General features: G+C 31.3%; 27 protein-coding genes. 12 read left to right on the plus strand and 15 right to left on the minus strand.

The features are described 5' to 3' along the window. The 6 genes from ACH2BP_RS07845 to ACH2BP_RS07870 all read right to left on the minus strand — a co-directional run. Positions 1-854 (minus strand): hypothetical protein (locus tag ACH2BP_RS07845; RefSeq protein WP_395058657.1); only part of this gene is annotated, 854 nt, incomplete at its 3' end. Positions 855-1,019: 165 nt separating this feature from the next. Continuing rightward, on the minus strand, positions 1,020-2,261 hold the full coding sequence (locus tag ACH2BP_RS07850) for a hypothetical protein (RefSeq protein ID WP_395058659.1): 1,242 nt from the start codon (positions 2,259-2,261) through the stop codon (positions 1,020-1,022). Between the two features lie 172 nt (positions 2,262-2,433). After that, the gene (locus ACH2BP_RS07855; RefSeq protein WP_395058661.1) at positions 2,434-3,501 is read right to left on the minus strand and encodes a hypothetical protein; all 1,068 of its coding nucleotides are present in this window, start codon (positions 3,499-3,501) and stop codon (positions 2,434-2,436) included. Between the two features lie 32 nt (positions 3,502-3,533). Continuing rightward, positions 3,534-4,211, minus strand: a complete 678-nt coding sequence (locus tag ACH2BP_RS07860) for a hypothetical protein (protein ID WP_395058663.1) — start codon at positions 4,209-4,211, stop codon at positions 3,534-3,536. Then, positions 4,198-4,758 (minus strand): RNA polymerase sigma factor, encoded by a 561-nt coding sequence (locus ACH2BP_RS07865; protein ID WP_395058665.1) that lies wholly within the window; start codon positions 4,756-4,758, stop codon positions 4,198-4,200. Before ACH2BP_RS07865 ends, ACH2BP_RS07860 begins: the two co-directional genes overlap by 14 nt. Before the next feature lie 185 nt (positions 4,759-4,943). Then, entirely contained in the window at positions 4,944-5,921 is a 978-nt protein-coding gene (locus tag ACH2BP_RS07870) for a polyprenyl synthetase family protein (protein WP_395058732.1), read from the minus strand. Between the two features lie 121 nt (positions 5,922-6,042). On the opposite strand from ACH2BP_RS07870, the gene ACH2BP_RS07875 reads away from it, so the two are divergent. Next, positions 6,043-6,921: a hypothetical protein gene (locus ACH2BP_RS07875; protein ID WP_395058667.1), complete on the plus strand. Its 879-nt coding sequence runs from the start codon at positions 6,043-6,045 to the stop codon at positions 6,919-6,921. A gap of 55 nt (positions 6,922-6,976) precedes the next feature. On the opposite strand, the gene rlmN is transcribed toward ACH2BP_RS07875, so the two are convergent. Continuing rightward, on the minus strand, positions 6,977-8,020 hold the full coding sequence (gene rlmN, locus ACH2BP_RS07880) for a 23S rRNA (adenine(2503)-C(2))-methyltransferase RlmN (protein WP_395058669.1): 1,044 nt from the start codon (positions 8,018-8,020) through the stop codon (positions 6,977-6,979). A 77-nt stretch (positions 8,021-8,097) separates the two neighbouring features. On the opposite strand from rlmN, the gene ACH2BP_RS07885 reads away from it, so the two are divergent. Then, positions 8,098-8,739: an O-methyltransferase gene (locus ACH2BP_RS07885; protein ID WP_395058671.1), complete on the plus strand. Its 642-nt coding sequence runs from the start codon at positions 8,098-8,100 to the stop codon at positions 8,737-8,739. Positions 8,740-8,814: 75 nt separating this feature from the next. Here the strand turns inward: ACH2BP_RS07885 and ACH2BP_RS07890 are convergent, their stop codons facing one another. The 7 genes from ACH2BP_RS07890 to ACH2BP_RS07920 form a co-directional block, all read right to left on the minus strand. After that, positions 8,815-9,384: a phosphatase PAP2 family protein gene (locus tag ACH2BP_RS07890; RefSeq protein WP_395058673.1), complete on the minus strand. Its 570-nt coding sequence runs from the start codon at positions 9,382-9,384 to the stop codon at positions 8,815-8,817. Further along, positions 9,384-9,752 (minus strand): twin-arginine translocase TatA/TatE family subunit, encoded by a 369-nt coding sequence (locus ACH2BP_RS07895; RefSeq protein ID WP_395058675.1) that lies wholly within the window; start codon positions 9,750-9,752, stop codon positions 9,384-9,386. The genes ACH2BP_RS07890 and ACH2BP_RS07895 overlap by 1 nt, the downstream gene beginning before the upstream one ends. A 135-nt stretch (positions 9,753-9,887) precedes the next feature. Then, the gene (gene clpX / locus ACH2BP_RS07900; protein WP_395058677.1) at positions 9,888-11,120 is read right to left on the minus strand and encodes an ATP-dependent Clp protease ATP-binding subunit ClpX; all 1,233 of its coding nucleotides are present in this window, start codon (positions 11,118-11,120) and stop codon (positions 9,888-9,890) included. Positions 11,121-11,194: 74 nt separating this feature from the next. Next, on the minus strand, positions 11,195-11,866 hold the full coding sequence (clpP, locus tag ACH2BP_RS07905) for an ATP-dependent Clp endopeptidase proteolytic subunit ClpP (protein WP_395058679.1): 672 nt from the start codon (positions 11,864-11,866) through the stop codon (positions 11,195-11,197). A 197-nt stretch (positions 11,867-12,063) separates the two neighbouring features. After that, positions 12,064-13,389, minus strand: a complete 1,326-nt coding sequence (locus ACH2BP_RS07910; RefSeq protein WP_395058681.1) for a trigger factor — start codon at positions 13,387-13,389, stop codon at positions 12,064-12,066. Positions 13,390-13,474: 85 nt separating this feature from the next. Then, positions 13,475-13,819: a phage holin family protein gene (locus tag ACH2BP_RS07915; protein WP_395058683.1), complete on the minus strand. Its 345-nt coding sequence runs from the start codon at positions 13,817-13,819 to the stop codon at positions 13,475-13,477. Positions 13,820-13,846: 27 nt separating this feature from the next. Then, complete coding sequence (locus ACH2BP_RS07920; protein WP_395058685.1) at positions 13,847-14,611, minus strand: alpha/beta fold hydrolase; 765 nt, start codon at positions 14,609-14,611, stop codon at positions 13,847-13,849. Between the two features lie 95 nt (positions 14,612-14,706). Here ACH2BP_RS07920 and ACH2BP_RS07925 point away from each other — a divergent pair, with 95 nt between their 5' ends. Next, on the plus strand, positions 14,707-15,600 hold the full coding sequence (locus ACH2BP_RS07925) for a hypothetical protein (RefSeq protein ID WP_395058687.1): 894 nt from the start codon (positions 14,707-14,709) through the stop codon (positions 15,598-15,600). Further along, positions 15,593-16,228 carry an ATP-binding cassette domain-containing protein gene (locus tag ACH2BP_RS07930; RefSeq protein WP_395058689.1) on the plus strand — a complete coding sequence of 212 codons (636 nt, stop codon included), beginning with the start codon at positions 15,593-15,595 and terminating at the stop codon, positions 16,226-16,228. The genes ACH2BP_RS07925 and ACH2BP_RS07930 overlap by 8 nt, the downstream gene beginning before the upstream one ends. Positions 16,229-16,249: 21 nt before the next feature. Here ACH2BP_RS07930 and ACH2BP_RS07935 read toward each other — a convergent pair whose 3' ends face one another. Beyond that, positions 16,250-16,978: a pyridoxine 5'-phosphate synthase gene (locus ACH2BP_RS07935; RefSeq protein WP_395058691.1), complete on the minus strand. Its 729-nt coding sequence runs from the start codon at positions 16,976-16,978 to the stop codon at positions 16,250-16,252. 94 nt (positions 16,979-17,072) lie between these two features. Here ACH2BP_RS07935 and ACH2BP_RS07940 point away from each other — a divergent pair, with 94 nt between their 5' ends. The 8 genes from ACH2BP_RS07940 to murI all read left to right on the plus strand — a co-directional run bounded on the left by ACH2BP_RS07940 (position 17,073) and on the right by murI (position 25,306). Beyond that, the gene (locus tag ACH2BP_RS07940; protein ID WP_395058692.1) at positions 17,073-17,732 is read left to right on the plus strand and encodes a CBS domain-containing protein; all 660 of its coding nucleotides are present in this window, start codon (positions 17,073-17,075) and stop codon (positions 17,730-17,732) included. Between the two features lie 60 nt (positions 17,733-17,792). Then, on the plus strand, positions 17,793-18,677 hold the full coding sequence (locus ACH2BP_RS07945; protein ID WP_395058694.1) for an NAD kinase: 885 nt from the start codon (positions 17,793-17,795) through the stop codon (positions 18,675-18,677). Between the two features lie 135 nt (positions 18,678-18,812). Next, entirely contained in the window at positions 18,813-19,496 is a 684-nt protein-coding gene (locus ACH2BP_RS07950) for a DUF6089 family protein (protein ID WP_395058696.1), read from the plus strand. A 6-nt stretch (positions 19,497-19,502) separates the two neighbouring features. Further along, positions 19,503-20,243, plus strand: coding sequence for an isoprenyl transferase (locus ACH2BP_RS07955; RefSeq protein ID WP_395058698.1), 741 nt, complete (start codon positions 19,503-19,505; stop codon positions 20,241-20,243). Then, positions 20,176-22,893: an outer membrane protein assembly factor BamA gene (gene bamA / locus ACH2BP_RS07960; RefSeq protein WP_395058700.1), complete on the plus strand. Its 2,718-nt coding sequence runs from the start codon at positions 20,176-20,178 to the stop codon at positions 22,891-22,893. The genes ACH2BP_RS07955 and bamA overlap by 68 nt, the downstream gene beginning before the upstream one ends. Before the next feature lie 40 nt (positions 22,894-22,933). Further along, entirely contained in the window at positions 22,934-23,911 is a 978-nt protein-coding gene (locus ACH2BP_RS07965; protein ID WP_395058702.1) for an OmpH family outer membrane protein, read from the plus strand. A gap of 48 nt (positions 23,912-23,959) precedes the next feature. Continuing rightward, complete coding sequence (locus ACH2BP_RS07970) at positions 23,960-24,457, plus strand: OmpH family outer membrane protein (protein WP_395058734.1); 498 nt, start codon at positions 23,960-23,962, stop codon at positions 24,455-24,457. A gap of 69 nt (positions 24,458-24,526) precedes the next feature. Next, positions 24,527-25,306: a glutamate racemase gene (gene murI, locus ACH2BP_RS07975; RefSeq protein WP_395058704.1), complete on the plus strand. Its 780-nt coding sequence runs from the start codon at positions 24,527-24,529 to the stop codon at positions 25,304-25,306. Positions 25,307-25,360 lie beyond the last annotated feature (54 nt).

Raw genomic sequence — 25,360 nt, forward strand, 5'->3', positions numbered from 1 at the left:
TAATTTTCTACTTTATCATAAGAATCAACTTCAAAACATCTTGATCTTGAAACATCAGATGAAAATGGATAACGAATAGCAATACTATTGTTAATTTGGCATTGTGAACCTTGCGTAAAATCGAAATCATCATCAGTGGCTCTAAAAGAAATTAAATTACTGAATCTTACTTCTCCTCCATATGACTCGAATGAATCATCATTAGAGAAACTAACTTGTATGTACTCCATTTTTGTTTTACTCCCTACACCTGCAAGTGACAATCCGTTTAACTCTTTTAAAGCATTAAGCTTTCTTCCTGAAAATTCAATTCTCAAATATTTTAGTATTCCAGAATTACTTTCAGAATTTAGACCTCCATAAAAATTGTATTTTGGATTCAAATTAAAATCCAAAGTTCCTATACCTCCAAATTTATTTATTGGCGCGTCACCTAGTAATATTATGCCTCCCCAATCTCCAGGTTTTCTTTCGGAAGTTTCTTTATTTGAAGTAAAAACAATCGGATCAGTTGACGTTCCCTCTGCAATTATCTTGGCTCCTTTTGTAATCACTAGTGTACCGCAAGTAGCAAAATCACCTCTTATTATTGTTCCTGGCTCTATAGTTAACACAACATTATTGGCTACATAAACAACATTCATAAGAAGATATGTGTTCTTTTTATAAAGCGTCATATTACTATCTATAACACCACTTAAAATGTGAGTAGATTCTGGATATTCTGAAGTCTTTGGTTTAAAATCAGTCCAGTTATTAAACCAATTTTCCGTTCCAATAATTCCATTAATTTGTTGTGCGTTTAAAGAAATAACACTAATTAAATTAATAATAATTAAGATTGTTTTTTTCATCAGTAGGTAATTAAAGTTTTGTTTTTTTGATTACCCCAAAATTAGAATTGAAATGTTAAATCATTAGTTCTTACATATTAACTATTTGTTACTATTACTTATGTTGAATAAAAAAAGTGTTTCATTTATGAAACACTTTTAAAATTGATTTTTATAACTGAATTTTTATTTAAGTCTGAAATCTGGCTTTTTCTTAATGTTATTATTCATAAACAAATTATTTATTCCAACATTTGTAACATACAATAATTTATCATTTTTCATAAACCAATCGTTTACATTTTGAGCTTTAGCCAAAGTTTCATTTGTAAATAATTCCGCACAACTGTCTACAGTTGAATTATAAACTTTTACTTTTTTGAAATTATCTCCTGATAAATATTTATCATCTAAAGCTATGAAACTAGAAAATCCAGCCACCACACATTTGTTTACTTCTATAAAAGAATCTGTTTTTATCGAGATTGCTTCTTTTACTAATCCCATTGTATTTTCTTCATCATTGGTCATCGTCACATTATTTAACTTAATGTAAGTTTTCTTTTTTGTCGAATCATAATTTTCGATTTTATCATACGAATCAATTTCGAAACATCGAGATCTTGTGTTATCTGAAGCATAAGGATTACGTATTGCAATGCTATTATTCATTGTGCTTTGAACACCCATAGAATAATCAAAATCATCATCATTTGCTCTGTAAGAAATCACATTACTGAAATCTATATTCCCCCCTATTACTTCAACAGAATCATCACTTGAGAAACTAATTTGCACATATTCTATTTTTGTTTTATTCCCCACTGCAGCAAGGGTTAATCCGTTTAATGCAATTTTTGGGTCTATTTTTTTACCTGCAAATTCTATTCTTACATATTTTAAAATTCCAGAATCGCTGTTTTCATTTGGACCGCCAAAAGGGTTATACAAAGGATTTGGCTCGTAAAATGATGCCGAAACTCCTCCAAATCTATTTATTGGCGCATCACCCATTAGGATTACTCCTCCCCAATCTCCTGGTTTTCTCTCGGAAGTTGGTTTGTTTGATGTAAAAACAATTGGATTTGTTTCTGTTCCTTCTGCAATTATTTTCGCTCCTTTTACTATTGTTAGTGTTCCTGTAGAATTGAAATCTCCTCTAATTACAGTTCCTGGTTCGATAGTTAAAACGGCATTATTTGCAACATGAACTGTGCCCATTATTAAATACACATTGTTTTTTGTAAGAGTCATATTTTCTTTTATGTCTCCTGTTAAAATTTGTGTGGCTTGATTGTATTCAGTAGCTTTTGGCTTGAAATTAGTCCATCCATTAAACCAATTGGATTCTCCAACTATTCCTTGCCCGCTTTGTGCATTAGCAACATAAAATGAAGATAAAAGAAATAATAAAATTTTAATTTTCATGAGACATTATTTATTTGTTTGTTTTTGTTTTTTGTTGAACATCCAAAGAAACGAAAAATACTATTATCTTTCAATGACTAAATTGTTAATTATATGTTACAAAATAATATTTAAAAAAAGTGTTTCATTACTGAAACACTTTTAACGTATATTACAAACTCAAATAAAAAAATTAATTTAAATCAAATCTTACTCCTAAAGAAATGTTATTTTGATTTACTGTATTATCCTTAAATAAAGGATTTAAATCATATTTAAGATACAAACTTGTCATACCAAATCCTACATAGGAACTTAAACCATACACAAAATCATTGGCATTGTAATTCCCTTTAGAATTTTGTGTTATCGAATTTCCGAAAACATCATTGTAAGCTAAAATTTGTTTTGTTTTTAGATTTAATCCTGCAAATCCCCCCAATCCTAAACGAAATCCTTCATGAGATTTGAATAATTTCTTATCATTGATCATTTTTGATTTAGAAAAATCTAATTCGAAATGAATTGGAACAACTAAATTTACATTTCTAAACCTTGAGTCTTTTAATGGAATTGCTGCTGTTTGCAAACTGGTTTGGTTTCCCAAAGTTTGGTAATAACGATTGTCTGTTGGTCGCAAATTATTGTATTGTAAAGAAAGTCCGTATTTTATATGTGCAATGTTACTGTTTTTTGCAATTCGCGTATTGTAAGTTAATCCCCATTCGTAAAAGTGTGAACCTAAATATCTAAAATCTGAATTAGCTATCATTCCGTCAGTTACTAAATTATTTACACCTGTCGCAAAAACAAGTTGTGATGTTGTTCTTTTTTCGGATTTACTTTCTTGTATAGAATCCTTCTTCTTTGAATTAGGATCATGACCACCAAAATAAACTTTAAGAGAACTTCTCCTTTCAATCTCTTTTGTGTCATTTGACGCTAATCTTCCTTCTACTTTTTCATTAACTAATTCTGAAAGTTTAGATTCCTCGAAAGAGATTCTATTTTCTATAGTATTTGCAGATGCTATTGCTAATTGCATCTTTTTTTCGTCTGCTTGCTGCTTTGTAATATTATTTTTATCCAGCTCAACATTAACCTCTTCAACCTGTTTTTTTAAAGTTTCTTTTTCTTCTTTAGTAATTTTTTCGATGTTTAAAGCAATTGCTTTTGCTCTAATTTCGAATGTATCCTGTGCGTACAAATTGCTCGCAATACTGCATAAGAATACTGCTAGGTAAATAATTAAATTTCGCATAATGTTTAATTTTAAAATTGATTTGATGATTGTTACTCCTGATTTCTACTAGCCAAGGCTTCCTTAGCACTATCGTAGTTTTTGTTAATTGATTTAAGAACTTTTTGACGGAAAGTTAGCGTTATTTCGCCGTCGACTTGCGAAAGTAATGCACTTGCATCTATTTTTAATTTGGGTTTGTTTGCTTTTTTGGGTTCTTCGTTTTTGGTCTCAACTAAGGCTAAAAGTGCTGTTGGATTAGTTTCTATTTTAAGCTTCTCTTCCGTATTTTGAGGAATTACCTCAGCAATATCTTCTTTAGTCTCTGATTGTGTTTTTGCAAATTCTTCAACTTTATGATTTATTTTTTTAAGCTTTAATAATTCCTTTTTGGCCTCAGTAACAGCTAAAACTGCTTCTTTTGGGTTGTTTATTATTTCTGATTGGTTTACTTCTTCAGTTAAAATAGATTTCTCATTGTTATTAGCTTCAACAACCGTTTGATTATCATTCTTGATTTCTGTATATTCTTGATTGTAAAAAAGCAAGCCAACAAATACAAAGCCAATAATACTTGCTGCGATATAAAGCCATCCAAAACGTCTTTTTGGCTTCTTATTTTCTGCAACCGAAAGCATCGCATCTAACCTATCCCAAGCTTGTGCCGAAGGTTGAATTTCTCTAGAATTCAACTTTTCTAATATTTGATTTTCTAATTTATTCAGTTCCATTTTCGTAATTTTTTAGTTTAGCAATTTGGGTTTGCAATATTTTTCGAGCATGAGATAATTGTGATTTAGATGTTCCTTCATTTATTCCTAACATTTGCGCTATTTCCTGATGTTTATAACCTTCGATCGCATATAAGTTAAAAATCATTTTATATCCATCTGGCAAGCTATCTATTAGAAATTGAATGTATTCAACTGAAAAATGGCTTTCAATATTATTGAAACTTTCTTCTAAATATTGTGAATCTTCAATAAATTTAACCTGTTTTTGAACTCTTAAATATGAGATACATTCGTTTACCATAATTCGTCGCATCCAGCCTTCAAAACTACCTTTGTGCTCGAAATTTTTAAGGTTTGCAAATACTTTCATAAATGCAGTTATCATAACGTCTTCTGCCTGATGAATATCTTTAATGTATTGTCGACAAATACTTAACATTTTTCCAGCAGATTTAGAATAAATTTTTTGTTGTGCATGACGATTATTATCGGCAGCCAATTTTATTAATTCTTTTTCTTCTTGATGTAAGTTTATTATTTTCATATATAATAGCAAAACTCAATTTTTATTTTTTTGCCATTGAATTTTGTCATTGACATTGATATTGAAAAACCGACTTCTATTTACATAGACGAGAAGGTTAGTGAAATAGTTGCATGAGGTATCGAATTATCTTAATAATAATTATTTATCTTCAACAAAATCAGTGATTTACGATTTAAAAAAAATTATTTTTTTCTTTCTATCACATAATTCACCATCAAGATTAAAGAGTCTTTATAGGTTGAATCTGGAAAATCCTGAAGTAACAAAAGTGCTTCTTGCTGAAATTGAATCATTTTCTGTTCGGCATAAGACAATCCGTTTTGATTTTTAACGAAAGAGATTACTTCTTTTACTCTTTTTTTGTCTTTATTGTGGTTTTTGATAGAATTGATAAGCCAACTCTTTTCTTTAGATGTACAATTATTTAAGACATGTATAAGTGGCAAAGTCATTTTTTGTTCTTTGATGTCTATTCCTGTTGGTTTACCAATGGCTTCTTCGGTATAATCGAATAAATCATCTTTTATTTGAAAAGCCATTCCTATGAGTTCACCAAATTTTCTCATTTTTTCGACTTGGTTCTCATCTTCAGAAACCGATTTTGCACCAAGCGCACAACAGGCAGCAATTAGTGTTGCTGTTTTCTGACGAATAATTTCGTAATAAATATCTTCGGTAATATCTAATCTTCGGGCTTTCTCTATTTGCAATAATTCTCCCTCGCTCATTTCTCGAACAGCAACCGAAATAATTTTCAGTAAATCAAAATCACCATTATCTATTGATAGCAACAATCCTTTTGAAAGTAAATAATCTCCCACAAGAACTGCAATTTTATTTTTCCAAAGCGCGTTAATAGAGAAAAATCCGCGACGACGGTTACTATCATCAACCACGTCATCGTGTACTAAAGTAGCGGTATGAATAAGTTCTATTACTAAAGCGCCACGATAAGTTCGCTCAAGGACTTCGCCATCAGAAATCATTTTTGCAGTAAGAAAAACAAACATAGGACGCATTTGTTTTCCTTTTCGGTTTACAATGTAATAAGTGATTCTATTAAGTAACGCAATTTTTGAAGTCATAGATTGTTGAAACTTTTTTTCAAAAAGTTCCATTTCTTCAAGAATTGGTTTTTTTATTTGTGAAGTTATATCCATATAATGATTCAAAGATAGCATTTATGAATTAAAATTTTGAAGTGTCAATTATTTTTTTATATTTGATTAAACCTTTTTCAAAAAACAATGTCTTATCAACAAACCATTAAATAAATAAATTATGAAAAGTAAAATTTTATTATTCGGATTATTTCTAACGCTAATGACAATCGGTTGTTCTAAAGAAGACGAAAACGACAACTCGACAATAACTGCTGACGAAGCTGGAATTAATGCAAAGATTGATGTCGAAAATGACGACGTATATAATATTGTTGAAAATCAGTATGATAACGTTGATTCTAATGCACTTTCTTATAAAGGTACAAATGCTCAGGAAAGCTTTTTATCAACTTGTGCTACAATAACTAGAGTTCCTGCTTTTGGTACAACTCCAACAGTTGGTCAAACGGTTACTAAAACTATCGATTTTGGAACTGGTTGTCAAATCAATAACGGAAATTTTCTTAGTGGAAAAATTATTATTTCCTTTGTTTACGATCCTAATGCGACTACAAATATTGTAAATTGTACTTTCGATAATTTTAAACACAATACAAGAAGAATTGAAGGAACTAAAACATTTACGAGAACAATGACTGCTGCAACAGCTGCTTCGCCAAGTCACCCAATTTGGGTTATGAATATGAATCTTACAATTACTTTGTCTGACGGAAGAATCGTAACCAGAGTTGGAACAAGAACAAGCGAAATTATTGCTGGATACAACACACCAGCTAGCTGGACAGACAATGTGTATAGTGTTATTGGAAACTGGACTACTACTTTCCCTAATACAGTTGCACAAACTAGTACAATTACTAGTCCAATTATTGTAAAACTAGCTTGTGTTCCTACAAACAGTTCTTTATCTAAGGGAGTTATAACTTTCAACAGAAATTCTCACACAGCTACATTAGACTATGGAAGCGGAGATTGTGATAATCTGGCAGTTTTTACTATAAATGGCGTTTCATTTACTATAAATATTGGGCAATAAATAAAGTTTGATTGTTAAATAAAAAAATCCCTGAAAAATATTTTCAGGGATTTTTTTATACTTCTTTATTAGCTAATTGTCCGCAAGCAGCATCGATGTCTTTACCACGACTGTGACGTACTTTTGCAATGATTCCGTTTGCATCTAATGCATTTATATAAGCATTTATAGATTCTGGAGATGCTTGTTGAAACTCGCCATCATCAATCGGGTTATACTCGATAAGATTTACTTTACAAGGCACGTGTTTACAAAATTTTACCAAAGCATCTATAGATTCTTTGTTATCATTTATTCCTTTCCAAACCACATATTCGTATGTGATTTTACTTTTTGTTTTGCGGTACCAATATTCTAAAGCTTCACGTAATTCGGGCAATGGAAAACTTTTTGTAAAAGGCATAATATGGTTGCGAATCTCTTCGATAGCGGAATGTAAAGAAACTGCTAGTTTGAATTTTACCTCATCATCGGCCATTTTTCTAATCATTTTAGAAACGCCCGAAGTAGAAACTGTAATTCTTTTGGGTGACATTCCCAATCCTTCATTAGAAGTTATCATGTCAATTGCTTTAATCACATTGTTGTAATTCATGAGCGGTTCGCCCATTCCCATAAATACAATATTAGACAACGGTCGATTGAAATATAATTTACTTTCTCTATCTATAGCGAGAACTTGGTCATAAATCTCGCCAGGTTCTAGGTTTCGCATGCGTTTGAGTCGCGCTGTAGCACAAAAATTACAATCTAAACTACAACCAACTTGGCTAGAAACACAAGCGGTTGTACGAGTCTCGGTTGGTATTAAAACCGATTCGACAATTAAACCATCATGCAAACGAACAGCATTTTTTACCGTTCCGTCACTGCTTCGTTGCATCGTATCTACTTTGATATGATTGATAACAAAGTTACCTTCCAACATTTGTCTGGTTTCTTTAGAAACATTTGTCATGTCTTCGAAACTGTGCGCACCTTTGCTCCACAACCATTCGTAGACTTGATTGCCACGAAAGGCTTTGTCATTATTGGTTACAAAAAAATCCCGTAATTGTTCTTTAGATAATGCTCTTATGTCTTTTTTCTCGATTTGCATGGTGCAAATTTACGTTATTTTGTTGATTTCGTTATTCATGTTTTGGTAATTTGTATTTTTGCCTAAAATTTTATCAAATGCATTTCCTTTCACAAGATTTAGAAGATTATATCGAGCAACATTCAGAAAAAGAACCTGAAATATTAGCACAACTTAACAAAGAGACTTACCAGAAAATTTTGTTGCCTAGAATGTTGAGCGGGCATTTTCAGGGTCGTGTTTTAAGTATGTTATCGAAACTTATTCGTCCTGTGAATATTCTTGAAATAGGAACTTATACTGGTTATTCTGGTTTGTGTTTGTGCGAAGGAATTCAAGAAAATGGACAATTACACACGATTGACATTAAAGAAGAGTTGGTAGATTTTCAGCGAAAATATTTTGACAAATCGCCTTGGGGAAACCAAATTGTGCAACATTTAGGAGAAGCTGTTGCTATTATTCCTGATTTAGATTTGAAATTTGATTTGGTTTTTATTGATGCCGATAAAGAAAACTACATTAATTATTTTAATTTAATTCTCCCTAAAATGAATAAAGGTGGCATTATCTTGTCTGACAATGTTTTGTGGTCTGGAAAAGTTGTTTTGCCTTTAGAGAAAAACGATTTGAGCACAAAAATTTTACTTGAATATAATTTACTTTTGAAGAATGATCCGAGAGTCGAAACCGTTTTATTACCAATAAGAGATGGTCTAACTGTAAGCCGAGTGCTCTAGCCCAGATGGAAACGGCATCCTTTTTTCCCGCTATTTTGCGGGAGAAAAGATATAGTGTACAGCTGGAAATAGCTCCTAAGAATAATTCTTGAAATATTTTACTTGTAGTATTTGATAGATTATATATGTTATATAACCCATAATTATACCGCAAGTATATCCCGCAAGTATGTCGGTAGGAAAATGTAATCCTAAGTAAATTCGGCTGTAAGCAAAGACAAATGGCCAAAGTATCAGCAACCAAAAATACTTGTATTGTTTTTTGAATATGGAATACAAAAACACGAAAACTGCCATCGTATTTGAGGAATGCCCTGAGAAAAAACTAAAGGACGAACTTGGTTTTATGTTTCTGATAACATCCTTAATCTCTAAGTCGTTACAAGGTCGTAATCGCTGAAATGTAGATTTAAATAATTCGGTAATGGTATTATTTACTGTGAGCAAAACGGCAACGAAAAGCACAATAATAATGGTTTGTTTTGGTCCAAATTTTTTATAAACTAAATATAATAAAAATATAAAAAGCGGAATCCAACTGGATTGTTTTGTAATAATTAACCACAATGGGTCGAAAGTTTCCGATCCTAAACCATTCAGAAAAACGAGTAATTCTTTGTCTATTGCGATTATTTTTTCCAGCATTACAACTGACGTTTTATTGGACCTGTGAGATCTTCTAGATTTTCTTTGACCTTATCAATTTCGGAAGTGATATCGTCGGTGATAGATTTTGTCCCTAGTGAATCCGATGTGTTATCGGTAATCATTTTATTGAATCCTTGCTTTACATTGTCAATTTCGGATGTGAAACCGTTAGTTAAATTCTTAAAATCTAGCCCATCTATATCAGCACTTTTTGTGATTTCACTTTTTATTTCGTTCGTTGCATTTTTTAGTTGTGCCATAGCTTTACCCATAGTACGGGCAATATCTGGAATCTTATCTGATCCAAAAAGCATCAAAGCTATAAAAATGATAAATACTAATTCTCCTCCTCCTATTCCGAACATTTTTTTGAATTTTAAAACACAAAGTTACAAAGTTTTTTAAGTTGATATCGATTGACAACAAATCTTTAACTTATATCTTATAAAAATAATACTTAAAATAAAAAAACAACTCTATTCGAGTTGTTTTTTTTCTATCTAAGAAGCAATTTCCAATCGCTTCAGTAAATTTTTTGTTAAGGTATGATGTGCATATTCCTTATCAATATTCAGAATTTTATCATCTGAACTTGGCAATTCATACATGGCATCGGTTAAAATTGCTTCACATAAAGAACGCAATCCACGAGCTCCTAATTTATATTCTAATGCTTTATCGACAATAAAATCTAGTGCTTCATCAGTGATATTAAATTCAACATCGTCCATCATAAATAATTTCTGATATTGTTTGATTAAAGCATTTTTAGGTTGTGTCAAAATAGCACGCAAGGTTTCTCTATCTAAAGGATCCATGTGTGTAAGCACTGGTAAACGTCCAATTATTTCAGGAATTAAACCAAAATCTTTAATGTCTTTTGGAATAATATATTGCAACAAATTGTCTTTATCTATATTATCTACATTTTTTGATGTGCTATAACCAACCGCTTGACGGTTTAGTCTTTTTGAAATAATTCTCTCGATACCATCAAAAGCACCGCCTGCAATAAATAAAATATCTTGAGTATTTACTTCTACAAATTTTTGGTCTGGGTGTTTACGTCCTCCTTTTGGCGGAACATTAACAACGGTTCCTTCCAAAAGTTTCAATAATGCTTGTTGTACACCTTCTCCAGAAACATCACGAGTTATAGATGGATTATCGCTTTTACGTGCAATTTTATCAATTTCATCAATAAAAACGATTCCTCTTTCGGCCTTGGCTACATCATAATCCGCTGCTTGAAGCAATCTAGTAAGAATACTTTCTACATCTTCTCCTACATATCCTGCTTCAGTAAGTACAGTTGCATCTACGATAGCCAACGGAACATCAAGCATTTTTGCAATGGTTTTTGCCACTAGTGTTTTCCCTGTTCCAGTTTGTCCCACCATGATAATATTCGATTTTTCAATCTCTACTTCGTCATGATCGTTTTGTTGCATTAATCGTTTGTAATGATTGTAAACAGCTACAGACATTACTTTTTTTGTTTGATCTTGACCAATAACATATTGATCTAGAAAAGCTCTGATTTGTTTTGGTTTTTGCAAAACTAAATCTGAAACTTGACGTGAAGCTCCACTGGTTTTTAATTCTTCCAGAACAATTCCGTGTGCTTGTTCGATACATTTATCACATATATGCGAATCGATTCCAGCAATTAGTAAATTGGTTTCTGGTTTTTTTCTTCCGCAGAAGGAGCATTCTAATTTTTCTTTTGCCATTTTTTTTAGTCAAATGTCATAAAGTCAAACGTCATAAAGTCTTTTGACTTTCGACTTTTGACTTTCGACTATTTTTATCTTCTCAACACTTCATCAATCATTCCGTATTCTTTTGCTTCGTCGGCAATCATCCAATAATCACGTTCAGAATCTTTGTGAACTCTGTCGAAAGTTTGTCCTGAATGGTGTGATATGATATTGTATAATTCATCTTTTAGTTTCAGCATTTCACGTAGGTTAATCTCCATATCAGTAGCGACACCTTGTGCTCCGCCTGATGGCTGGTGAATCATTACACGAGAATGTGGTAAAGCCGAACGTTTTCCAGCTGCTCCTGCACATAACAATACTGCTCCCATAGAAGCTGCCATTCCTGTACAAATTGTCGCTACATCTGGTTTGATGTACTGCATCGTATCATAAATCCCTAATCCTGCATAAACGCTTCCTCCTGGAGAATTTAGGTAAATTTGAATATCTTTACTAGCATCTGCACTTTCTAAGAAAAGCAATTGTGCTTGTACGATGTTTGCAATTTGATCGTCTATTCCTGTTCCTAGGAATATAATTCTGTCCATCATTAATCTAGAAAAAACATCTAGTTGAGATATATTCAACTGGCGTTCTTCTATAATATATGGCGTCATGTTTTTTGGTGTCATTGCACCCACTATTTTATCATAATACATTGCGTTTACACCTTGGTGTTTGGTAGCAAATTTTTTAAATTCTTTTCCGTAGTTCATTTAAATTTTAGTTTAAAAGTTTATGTATTTAAAAGTTTAAAGTTGCAGAACTAAAACTCATAGTTTTTTAATCTTAAAGCAAAGTTCGTACCTTTTATTTTATGTGACAAACTGTCTTATTAGTATTTATAAATTTAAAAAAATAAGCGTCTGAATAATATAATTCAGACGCTCAAATATACTAATTATTTTATTATTTATTCGCCGTACATTGCTGCAACAAATTGCTCATAAGTAACTTCTTTTGTAGTAGGATTTGCTTTTTCAACTAGCATTTGTAAAAGTTTGTCTTTTGTTACTTGCTCTGACAATCTTTTTACTTCTTCTTGGTTAGACAAAACTCTTGCTACAATTCCTTCTACTTCTTGGTCAGTTGGATTTGTTTGTCCGAATTGTGCCATTTGCTGACGGATTGATCTTGACGTGAATGATTTTAAATCTTCAAAATTAATTTTGATGTCACTTTGAGCCATTGCTCTTCCTTCAATCATTTGGAAACGCAATCCTTTTTCTGAACGGTAATATTCTGCTTCTGCTTCTGCTGGTGATAATTTTTTCTCACCTACAGTTTGCAACCATTTTTTTAGAAATGCTTCTGGTAAATCGAATTTTGTGTTTTCGATTAATGCATTAACCACATCATCTGTTAGTTTTTGCTGTGCTTGTTCTGCAAATTGAGATTCAGCATCTTCTTTTATTTTTGATTTCAAATCTGCTAATGAAGCTACATTTCCTTCACCAAAAAGTTTGTCGAACAATTCTTGGTTTAATTCTGCTGGCTCAGTTTCATTGATGTTTTCGATAGTAAAGTTTACATCAACTTCTAATCCGTGTACGTCATCATGACTTACTTTTAGGAAATCCATCAACTGATGATCGTCTTCAAATAAACCTTTTGTGTTTACTGTAACTACATCGCCAGATTTTTTTCCGATGAATTTTTTAGCTGTTGCTTTGTCTTTAAAAATATCTAAAGAAATAGTAATTGGATTATTTATTCCTTTTTCTTCGTTTGTAAACGTTCCTGAAACATCAGTTTTTTCTGAAACAACATCTTGAGGAATCGCTTTTCCGAATTGTTTTTGGATACGCGTTACTTGTCCGTCGATCATTTTATCATCAGCACTAACAATATATTTTACTACGTCAGTTTTTGCTTCTAAATCTAAAGTGAAAAATGGCGCTAATCCTATTTCGTATTGAAAAGTTAATTCTTCTACTTCCCAGTTGAAAATTTCTTTTTCTATTTCTAACGGAGTTCCTAGCAATGCTAATCTTTCGGCAGTGATAAATCTTTCTAAAGCTAAATCGACAACTTTCTTAACTTCTTCTTGTTTTATTGCTTTTCCGTATTGTTTTTCTACTAAATCTTTTGGCACAGCACCTTTACGAAAACCTTTTACAGTTGCTAGAGGCATTTTTTCGTTAATACGTTTTGCTACTTGACCTTTGTAATCAGTTGGCATTACTGTAATTTCGATAATTTCCATTACCGGGCTTATTGCTATTCTTCTAATATCCATCTTCTCTTTAATTTACATAATAAAATTGGGTGACAAAATTACAAAATTTCTGCCACCCAACAAATTTTTAACTTATCGAATTTTGCTATTTATTATCTGGAATAAATTTATACAGAATTGATTGCGAAATGGAAAGTAAAATGCTGAAAAATAATGCTGTTAAAAATGAACTTATCGTAAATCCGTCTAGCCAATAATCACACAACAAAACCATTCCAGCATTTATAACTAACAGAAATAATCCTAGTGTAAAGATTGTTATTGGAAATGTAAAAAACACCAAAACTGGTTTCAAAAAAGTGTTTAGCAATGCCAAAACAACAGCAACTTTGATAGCTGTCGTGATATTGTCAACTTGAACTCCGCCCATAAAATAAGAAAGTGCTAGTACAATAATAGTTGTAATTAGTAAGCGAAAAAGTAGTTTCATGATATTTTGTTTGTTTAAAATTGATAATTATTTCTTCAAAAATTGTACCGTTTTTTCAAAAAAGGCATCAGGATTTTCGGCATGAAGCCAATGTCCTGCATTTGAAATAGTTTCTATTTCGGCTTTTGGGAAATGATGTAATATGGTTTCGAAATCTGAATCTAATATATAATCGGATTTGTCACCACGTAAAAATACCGTTTCTTTTTCAAATATATTCTCAAAAGGTAAAGCTTTTCCAATACTTTCAATTTTCTCATTGAAAACTTTCAAATTGAAACGAAAAGCCAATTGTCCTGGCTCTTGCCAATATAAGTTTTTAAGCAAGAATTGTCGAGTTCCAAAATCTGAAATATAGTCCGAAACTATAGCTTCAACCTCTGCACGAGATGGTTTTTTAGAAAAATCGACTGCGTTCAATGCTGCTAAAATGGTTTGATGATGAACTGGATAAAATTTAGGGGCAATATCGGCAACTAACAATTTATTTACTAATTCTGGATAAGTTGTAGCGAGAAGCATGACTACTTTTCCGCCCATCGAATGTCCTATTACATCAACGGAAGTTAAATGATGAAACACACAATAATCAACTACATCTTGTACCATGATTTCGTAGCTAAAATCGTCGGAATGAAAAGATTTTCCGTGGTTTCGTAAATCTAATGCGTGAACCTGAAATCCTTGTTCGACATATTTTGTGGCGAGTGTTTTCCAATTGTCTGACATTCCTAAAAATCCGTGCAGAATTAGGAGTGGAATACCTTGGCCTTCTATTTTTGAGTATAACATAATGAGTTAAATTTGACACAAAAATAATTGTTTATTTTTTAAAAAAGATTAATTTTAAAAACTTAAAAAAAGCACTTCGTATTAGCACTGGTTTTATGAAAATAATTAGAACTCTCTTTTTAATTCGGCTTCGCAGATTAGTTGCAAAAGATGATCTTTTGGCTATGTTTTTTGTAATTATGGCGTTTTTATTAATTCCGTTCTTTTTGAATAGCGTTTTTGATAAAATAAAAAATTATTTACTTTTTTTTACTTTAGAAGTCCTAGTTTATCATACGAACAGAAAGGATTTAGAATTACTGAAGCTAAATAAAAACTACAAATTTATCCTATTTGCAGAATATTTTATTTACACCTTACCTTATGTGATTTTGTTTCTTGTAAACAAAGAATATTTATTGGGATTTATATTTGCAGCCTTACTTTTATTGTTTATAAACTTACCTAAAATAAACAACTCAAAAATGAGTTATCCTTTTTCTTTGTTCGACCCTTTTTGGCATATTAGTTTTAGAAAAAATAAATTAATAGTTGTAATTCCTGTTATTGTTTTTTTATTTATCATGGGCGAAAAATCAGGAAATGAAAATTTAAAAATAGCCAGTTTGCTGCTCACTGGAGTTGTGGCAACATTTTCTTCTTTTAACAGAGAATCAATAGAGCATATTAAAAGCAGTTTCTATCTTTCGAAGCACTATTTAATACAACAAATTATAGCCAATTTGAAGAACACACTAATAATTAGTTTTCCTATTTTACTATGTATAATTCTTTTTAGAAATTGGGATTTATTATTATTTGCACCCTTACTATTTCTTTTACCAGTTCTAAATATACTTTTTAAATATACTTTTTTCGAAAATACATTTATGCATCAAATTGCATTTGTTGCTTCAATTGGGACTATTTATTTTGGAACGCCATTTATAATAGCTCCATTTCTATACAAAAAATCGTTAACATTCATAAAAAACGCACAAAATGCTTGATATTGAAATTCAAAATAAAAAATATAGACAAAAAGTTGTGCTTAACAATATTAGATTTTCATTAAAAACCAATGGAATTTATGGTGTAATTGGTAAAAATGGACAAGGAAAAACTACTTTTTTTAAATGTATCAAAGATTTAACTTCATATGATGGGACAATCAGTTATAAAAACAAACCAGTCATTCAAAACGAAATAGCTTGGTGTGCAACAGAACCTTTAATATACGACGAACTTACAGCATTAGAATTTTCGGAATTTTACAGAAACCTACTAAATATTAAAGAAGAAACCACACAAAAATTATTTAGTATCGATGAAAAAAAATTAGTAAAAGAGTTTTCGACGGGCATGAAAAAAAAGGCATATCTTAATGCTATTTTGCAAAAAGAATATGCCATATATATTTTTGATGAGCCATTCAATGGATTAGATTTAGAGTCTAATTATATTTTGATGAATTATATTAGAGAAATTTCGAAAACAAGTATTGTATTTATTTCTTCTCATATTTTAGAAATTTTATTCAAAAACTGTGATTCGATATTCTTGATAAACAATCAAAATATTGAAGAATTTTCAAAAGAGCAATTTTTATCTATTGAAGAAAAATTATTTTCAATATAAACTAAACCTTAAAAATCTATTCTACTTCAACCTCTGCAAATACATATTCACTACATTATCCAAACCTAAATATAAAGACTCGGAAATAAGAGCATGACCTATAGAAACTTCCATCAAATTTGGAATATTTTGATTGAAAAACTGAATATTATCTAAACTTAAATCATGTCCAGCATTTATCCCTATTCCGAGTTCATGGGCTAAAATGGCAGCTTTCGTATACGGTTCGATAGCATTTTTGTTTCCCAAACCATATTGGTGCGCAAAAGCTTCGGTATATAATTCGATTCTGTCGGTTCCGGTAATTTTTGCACCTTCAATCATTTCAAGCACTGGATCTACAAATATGGAAACACGAATATTATTGCGCTGAAATTCTTGTGTAATTTCGGTTAGAAAATCTTTGTTTTTAATGGTGTTCCAACCCGCATTTGAGGTCAAATTATCATTTCCATCAGGGACCAATGTTACTTGTGTTGGTTTTGTTTCTAAAACTAAATCGATAAATGATTGTTCGAGCGGATTTCCTTCTATATTATATTCGGCATAAACAATCGATTTTAAATCTCGTGCATCTTGGTAACGAATGTGCCTTTCGTCAGGACGTGGATGAATTGTGATTCCTTGCGCTCCAAATTTCTGAATATCGGCAGCGACTTTTAGTAAATCTGGCACATTTCCGCCACGAGAGTTTCGTAAAGTGGCAATTTTATTGATATTTACACTTAACTTGCATTGATTTTGAGTCATTATAAACTTAATTTGTATTTATAAATCACAAAAATACAAACTAAAACAAGCATAGTAACTTATTTTTTAATTATTTTGCAGTACATTTTTAGCTATGAATATTTTATCCGACTATATAAATAACGATTACAAGCCGCTCGACATTCACGAAAGTGTTGCTGTTGCACAGGATTTTTTTATAGATGCTTCGTTTTCGCATTTTCCAGTTATGGATGAAGGCGTTTTTGTTGGAAATTTGTCAAGTGAAGATCTAGAAACTTTCGATTTTGATAAAAAAATAATCGATTATAAATATACGCTTGAAGGTTTTTTTGCTAAAAACGATTCGATTTGGTTAGACGTTTTAGAAGATTTTGCAAAAAACCAAACTACCATTTTACCAATTCTAGATGAGAATAATAAATATTTAGGTTATTATGAAATTGTAGATGTAATTCGGTTTTTTAACGAAACACCATTCTTAAAAGAACCAGGCGGTATCATTATTATCGAAAAAAATATTATCGAATATTCATTTAGTCAAATTTCCCAAATTGTTGAAGGAAATAATGGTCGGATTTTAGGTTTGTTTATTTCGGATTCTACAAACGGGAAAATACAAATAACAATTAAAATTGCTGCTGGTGGAATGAACGAAATTATTCAAACTTTTCGACGTTATGAGTATGAAATTATTTCCGACCATCAAGAAGATAATTACATAAACAACTTGAAAGAGCGTTCAGAATATTTAGACAAATACCTTAATATATAGTCTTTGTATGTTTGGTTATTCGGTTAACCAAAAATAAAATTAAATGATTAAACAAGAAAAATGAAAATAGCTGTTTTTGGACAATTTTATCAGAATTCTACTTCGCCAATTATAGAGCGATTGTTTGCTTTTTTGAATCAAAATAAAGTTCAAGTTGTTATCGAAGAAAAATTCGCTACTATTTTGGTCGAAAATAAATCTATACAAGATACGTATCAAAAATTTAGCTCACATAAAGATTTAGACAAAAGTTTCGATATGCTGATTAGTGTTGGTGGCGACGGAACTTTTTTAAGAGCTGCAACATTGGTTAGAAATTCTGGAATTCCAATTTTAGGAATAAATGCGGGAAGACTAGGCTTTTTGGCAACTGTGCAACAAGAAAATATTGAAACTTTCTTACAATTAGTTCTCGAAAAAAAATATACTATTTCGAAACGTACTTTGTTAAGTTTGAAATGTTCTAGTAAAATTGAAGAAATAAAAGACTTAAATTTTGCGATGAATGAAATTACGGTAAGCAGAAAAGATACTACTTCGATGATTACTATTGAAACCTATTTGAACGGAGAATATTTGAATTCTTATTGGGCTGATGGATTAATTATATCAACACCAACAGGCTCTACAGGCTATTCGATGAGTTGTGGCGGACCTATTCTTACCCCAGAAACAAATGGTTTAGTTATAACACCCATAGCGCCACACAACTTAAACGCTAGACCACTTGTAATTCCTGACAATACCGAAATAAAACTTAAAGTTTCTGGTCGTGAAGAAAACTACTTGGTTTCGTTAGATTCCAGAATTGCATCTGTAAAAAATGAAGCGATTTTGACAATTAAAAAAACGCCTTTTAAGATTAATATGGTTGAAATTCCTGAAGAAACTTTCCTGAAAACTTTGCGCAACAAACTGCTTTGGGGAGAAGACAAACGAAATTAATCTTCAATATAAATACTACAACGCTGCATTTTTCGTTTTTACAACTATAAAAACAACTTAATTATTGTTTAGGATAACAATTTTCACTTTGTTAAGTCTTCAGAATTAGTATATTTGCACCCTTATTAAAAATAAATGAGAAAAACGACTTACATTTTAACCTTATTCTTTCTTTTTCAAATGGCAAATGCACAAATTCATGAGATTGGTGTTTTTGCTGGAGGAAGTAACTTTATAGGTGATGTAGGAAGCACTCAATATATTGCGCCAAAGGAACCTGCCATTGGGATTTTATACAAATGGAATAAAAACCCAAGGTATTCTTGGCGATTTTCGGTAACTCAATCTAAAATAAAAGGAATAGACGCAAATTCTGATTTAACTTCTCGTCAGGAAAGAAATTATACTTTTCAAAACACGATTACCGAGTTTTCTGGAGGATTCGAATTTAATTGGTTTGATTTCAATTTGCACAAATCTGGATTCATCTCAACACCATATTTATACACGGGTTTAAGCTATTTTACTTCCGATGATTTATATGTTATAAACGATAGATATGTTTCTAATGGAAATTCTGGAGGAATAGCTATACCTATTGTTGGTGGTTTAAAAATGCGAATTGCAGATAATTTTGTTTTAGGAATAGAATCTGGAGCTAGATATACATTTTCGGACGATATTGACGGAAGTTTACCCAAAAACGGAAGCTTAGAAAGTTTGAAATTTGGCAATACAAATAGTAATGATTGGTATGTATTTACTGGACTCACGCTAACTTATACCTTTGGAAACAAACCTTGTTATTGTAACGAATAATCAAAAATGAGCTTATTAACATCAATAAATACAGACAATCTTCCAAAACATCTAGCCATTATTATGGACGGAAATGGTCGTTGGGCTAAAAACCAAGGATTGTTGCGCGCTATTGGTCACGAAAACGGGACAAAGTCAGTAAAAGTAACTGTAGAAGCTTGTGCAAAACTAGGTGTTGAAAACCTGACCTTATACGCTTTTTCGACCGAAAATTGGAACCGTCCAAAATTAGAAGTCGATTTGTTAATGAAATTACTAATTAATTCCTTGAAAAAAGAATTAGCAACCTTAGTAAAAAATAACATCAAGTTAAATTCGATTGGAAATCTTGAAAATTTACCAAAATCAGTTCAAAAAGAATTAATAGAAGTAATAGAAAAAACAAAAAATAACACCCGAATGACACTTACCTTAGCGTTAAGCTACGGATCTAGAGAGGAAATCATAAATGCTGTTAAAATAATTAGTGATAAAGTTAAAAATAATATAATTTCAATAGATTCTATTGACGATTCAATATTAAATAAGCATCTTTACACGCACAATCTACCAGACGTAGATTTAGTAATAAGAACAAGTGGCGAACACCGTATTAGTAATTTCTTGCTTTGGCAAATAGCTTACGCAGAATTTTTTTTTACAGATGTGTTGTGGCCAGATTTTAGTGAAGATAATTTATATGAAGCCATTATTAGCTATCAAAAAAGAGAACGTAGATTTGGAAAAACAAGTGAACAGATTAAATAATTTATTTAATGCAGTAAACAGTACAAAATTAGTATTGTTATTTTTATTTTTAGGTGGCGCAGTACAAGTTAATGCACAAGATCGACTTCCTTTTGACCAAGGCAAAACTTATATATTGAAAAAAGTTACTGTTACAGGGAAAATTACCTACAACGAACAAACTATTGTAACTTTTGCTGGTCTAGAAAAAGGGCAAAATATTACAATTCCTGGAGAAGAAATTAGTAATTCGATAAAAAAACTTTGGAAACTGGGTCTATATAACGATGTGAATTTTTATGTAGATAAAATAGAAGGCGATAGTATTTCTCTTGAATTGAACATCAATGAACTTCCTAAACTAAAAGATGTGAAGTTCGTAGGTATCAAAAAAGGAAAACTAGAATCAATAACAAAAGACACGGAACTAAAACCAGAAAAAATAGTTACCGAAAACCTCATCACAACCACTAAAAATTATATTGAAAATAAATATAAAAAAGAAGGTTACTACAATACAAAAGTAAACATTGTAACGACCCAAGATACTACAACAACAAACCATGTAAACATGGTTGTAAATGTGGACAAAGGCCAAAAAGTGAAGGTCGAAAAGATAACTGTAAAAGGAAATACACAGTTTACAGTTTCGAAAATTCGTGGCGCAATGAAAAACACAAAACAACAAAGTGTTCTTCATATCTTTAAATCATCAAAATACATTAAAGAAAAATACAAAGAAGACTTAACCTCAATTGTAGATAAATACAAAGAAAATGGTTATCGTGATGCTAGAATTGTGTCTGATTCTGTAACTTTTGATAATAAAAAAAACAAAGTGTCAATCTCATTAAATATCGAAGAAGGAGAGAAATATTATTTTGGCGATATCAAGTTTTTAGGAAATACCGTTTATAATGACCAACTTTTAGGTAGAGTGCTTGGAATTAAAAAAGGTGATGTATACAACGGTGTTTTATTAGAAAAAAGAATCGCAGATAAATCTAGTCCAGACGGTGAAGATTTAACAAATTTATATCAAAATAATGGCTATCTTTTCTCTACAATAAACCCAGTTGAAGTAGGGACTGCCAACAATGTTATAGATATGGAAATCCGTGTAATCGAAGGACCATTAGCCTATTTCAATAAAATATCTGTTGTAGGAAACGACAAAACAAACGACAAAGTTATTTACAGAGAACTTCGAACAAAACCTGGAGATATTTACAGCAAAGAAACACTAATTAGAACCATTCGTGAGATAGGACAATTAGGATTTTTTGATGCAGAAGCTATAAAACCCGATTTCGAAAATGTAGATGCAGCGGCCGGAACCGTAGACATCAAATATAATCTAGTAGAAAAAGGAGCCAGTCAAATAGAACTACAAGGTGGTTATGGCGGTGGCGGTTTCATAGGAACATTAGGACTTTCTTTTAATAATTTTTCGATTGGAAATATTCTTAAGAAAAATGCATACAGACCATTACCAATGGGTGACGGGCAAAAAGTATCTTTACGTCTACAGGCAAGTACAAATTTTCAAACGTATAGTTTCTCATTTTCTGAGCCATGGTTTGGAGGTAAAAAACCAGTAAGTTTTTCAACATCATTATCTTTTACCAAACAATTTGGTTACAATCAATCATATAGAACTGATAAATCAAAAAGCATGAATATTTTTTCTGCTTCTGTAGGTATCGCAAAAAAGCTTGAAGTGCCAGATGATTATTTTGTATTATCGCATGCCATAAGTTACCAACATTATGATTTAAACGATTTCAACAGTGCCTTATTTACCTTTGGAAATGGAGCTTCAAGAAATTTAGCATACACCATAGGAATAAGCCGAAATAGTAAAGGTAACAACCCTATTTTTCCTACTTATGGTTCAGATTTTAGTCTTACAGGAAAATTTACTTTGCCATACTCTTCATTTAGCGGTTTAAATTATGGTAACCTTGAAAACCTCGAAGACTATAAATTAAAAAATACTATCAATCGTTCAAATGAATTAGATGGTAACGGAAATATAGTACAAATCGGTGATTACATAGACAACAATGGAAATAAAGTTACTGATTTTAACTTAGCTGCTGCCGACAGAGCAAAAGTAGATCAGAAAAAATTTAACTGGTTAGAGTACTACAAAATAAAATTTAAAGCCGAATGGTTTACAACCCTTTATGGCAAATTGGTTTTACGTACACTTGGCGAATTTGGCTACTTAGGAGCATACAATCAAGGTCGTGGGGTTGTTCCTTTTGAAAGATTTGTTGTTGGTGGAGACGGATTAGGTGGAAATTTTATGACAAGTAATGAAAACATCCAAGTTAGAGGATATAAAAATAATGGTAGTCTGTCTGTAAATGGAAACAACGGAGATCCAATTTATAACAAATTCTCATTAGAATTAAGATACCCAATTACATTAAAACAAACTGCATCTATTTATGCACTTACATTCGTAGAAGGAGCATCATCATACAATGATTTTAAAACATATAATCCATTTACACTACAACGTTCCGCAGGAGTAGGATTAAGAGTATTTATGCCTGCATTTGGGTTGCTAGGAATAGATTTCGGACATGGTTTCGATGCGCCTCAAGGATCAAATGTTAAAAATGGTTGGGAAACACATTTTATAATAGGTCAACAATTTTAATTATATTTGGCACGATAGTTGAACTTAACATTACGCGTTTATGAAAAAGTTTTTTTTATTGTTACTGACTTTTGGAGCAACTCTAACAAGTATTGCCCAAGCAAAAGGAGCTAAAATAGGTTATATTGATATGGATTATATCCTAGAAAATGTACCCGATTACAAAGAAGCCAATGTTCAATTAGAACAAAAAGCCCAAAAATGGAAGCAGGATATTGAAGTTAAAAAAAATGAAATAGCTAAATTGAAAGATATTCTTAAGTCTGAAAGAGCTTTACTTACTAAAGAACTTATAGACGAAAGAGAAGAAGAAATTAAGTTCCTTGAAAACGATTTGATAGATTACCAACAAAAACGATTTGGTTCTAACGGTGATTTTATGATACAAAAGACAGCTATTGCAAAACCTGTGCAAGATCAAGTTTTTACAGCCGTTCAAGACATTGCTGAAGCAAGAGGATATGATTTCATTTTTGATAAATCTTCAGACTTGACGATGCTTTTTTCAAAAAAATCATTCGACATAAGCGACAGAGTGGTAAGGATGATAACACAATCAGAAAAGAGAGAGCAAATAAACAAAAAACAGCTTAAAACAAATGAGGCAAAAGAAGAAGAAAAAGAAAAAATAGAAGCCAATCCTGCATTAGCCGAAAGACAAAAAATTCTTGAGGACAAAAAAGCAGCTCGCGACAAAATAATCGAAGAACGCAAACAAAGTGCAGCGCAAAAGAAAAAAGATTTCGAAGACAAACGTAAAAAATTGTTAGAAGACCCAAAAGGAAACAAAACTGGTACGACTATCGATTCTACAGCAACTAACAGAACAGCTTCTGAAAATTTTAATAAAATTGAAGATGCAAAATTAGCAAAAGATTCTATTAAGGCTTCAAAAGAAGCATCTCGTTTAAAAATAATCGAGAACAATAAAAAAACGTTAGAAGAACGAAGAAAAGCATTAGAAGAAAAAAAGAAGAAAATAGCAGCTGATAAAGAAGCAGCAAAAACAAAAAAATAATTAAAAACAAAAACAAAAAAATTAATTAATACACTAATACTAAAAATGATGAAACAGATTAAAACTTTACTTATTGCAGCAGTTATGTTTTTTGGTGCTAACACAATGAATGCTCAGACAAAAGTAGCCCACATCGATGTGCAAGATTTATTATCAAAAATGCCAGAAATCACATCTGCTAATGCACAGTTAGAAAAATTAAGTAAAACTTTCGATACTGAATACGGTACTATGGTAACTGAATACCAAACAAAAATGAAAAAATACGAAGGTGAAGCTGCAACTGCAACTGAAGCTATCAATGAAACTCGTGCAAAAGAAATGCAAGACATGGGACAACGTATTCAACAATACAGAGATTCTGCTCAAAAACAATTGCAAGAAAAAGAACAAGAAGTTAAAAAACCTATTATGGACAAAGTTAAAGCTGCCATTGTAAAGGTAGGGAAAGCAAAAGGATTCCAATATGTTATGGATGCTTCAAGTTTAATACTTGCTGACGGACCAAACTTATTTGAAGATGTGAAAAAAGAATTAAAATTCTAATATTTTTAAAATAAATTAAAAAACTGTCTCGTACTAAAAAACGAGACAGTTTTTTTTTACATTTGTTTTATGAGTAACAACAACCCAATAGGATTATTCGATTCAGGAATCGGCGGAACATCAATCTGGAAAGAAATTAATCAGTTACTTCCCAACGAGAACACAATTTACTTAGCTGACAGCAAAAACGCACCTTATGGAAAACGTACCAAACAAGAAATCATAGCACTCTGCTACAAGAACATTGATTTATTGTTGTCACAAAATTGTAAAATGATTGTAGTAGCTTGTAACACCGCCACTACAAATGCTATAGCAGAAATTAGAGCAAAATATAAAATACCGATTATAGGAATTGAACCAGCTATAAAAACAGCAGCAAACAAAACTGAAACACAAAACATAGGCATCCTGGCTACAAAAGGCACTATAAACAGTGAGTTATTCAATAGACAAGTAGAAAGCTATACTACCATAAAAATTATCGAACAAATAGGTTATGGACTCGTAGAACTCATAGAAAATGGCGAAATAGAATCCCCAGAAATGACAAAACTACTCACCTCCTATCTAGAACCTATGATAAAGGCAAATATCGATTATTTGGTTCTAGGTTGTAGTCATTACCCGTATTTAGTACCAGCCATCAAAAAAATTATTCCCGAAAATATTAAAATAATAGATTCTGGCGAAGCCGTAGCAAAACAAACCAAAACCATTTTAGAGAAAAATAATTTATTAAATACCGATACAAAAAACAGCCAACAAGTATTTTATGCAAATAGTGATGCGGCTGTTTTAAAAAATATATTGGGATTTTCAAAAAATGTCTTTGAGAAAAGTTTTTAAGAGCGGATAGTTTGCGCCTTCTTGTAAAACTAATTCCTGCTGTCGTTACAATCT

This window comes from Flavobacterium sp., assembly GCF_043756175.1.
Classification (GTDB): domain Bacteria; phylum Bacteroidota; class Bacteroidia; order Flavobacteriales; family Flavobacteriaceae; genus Flavobacterium.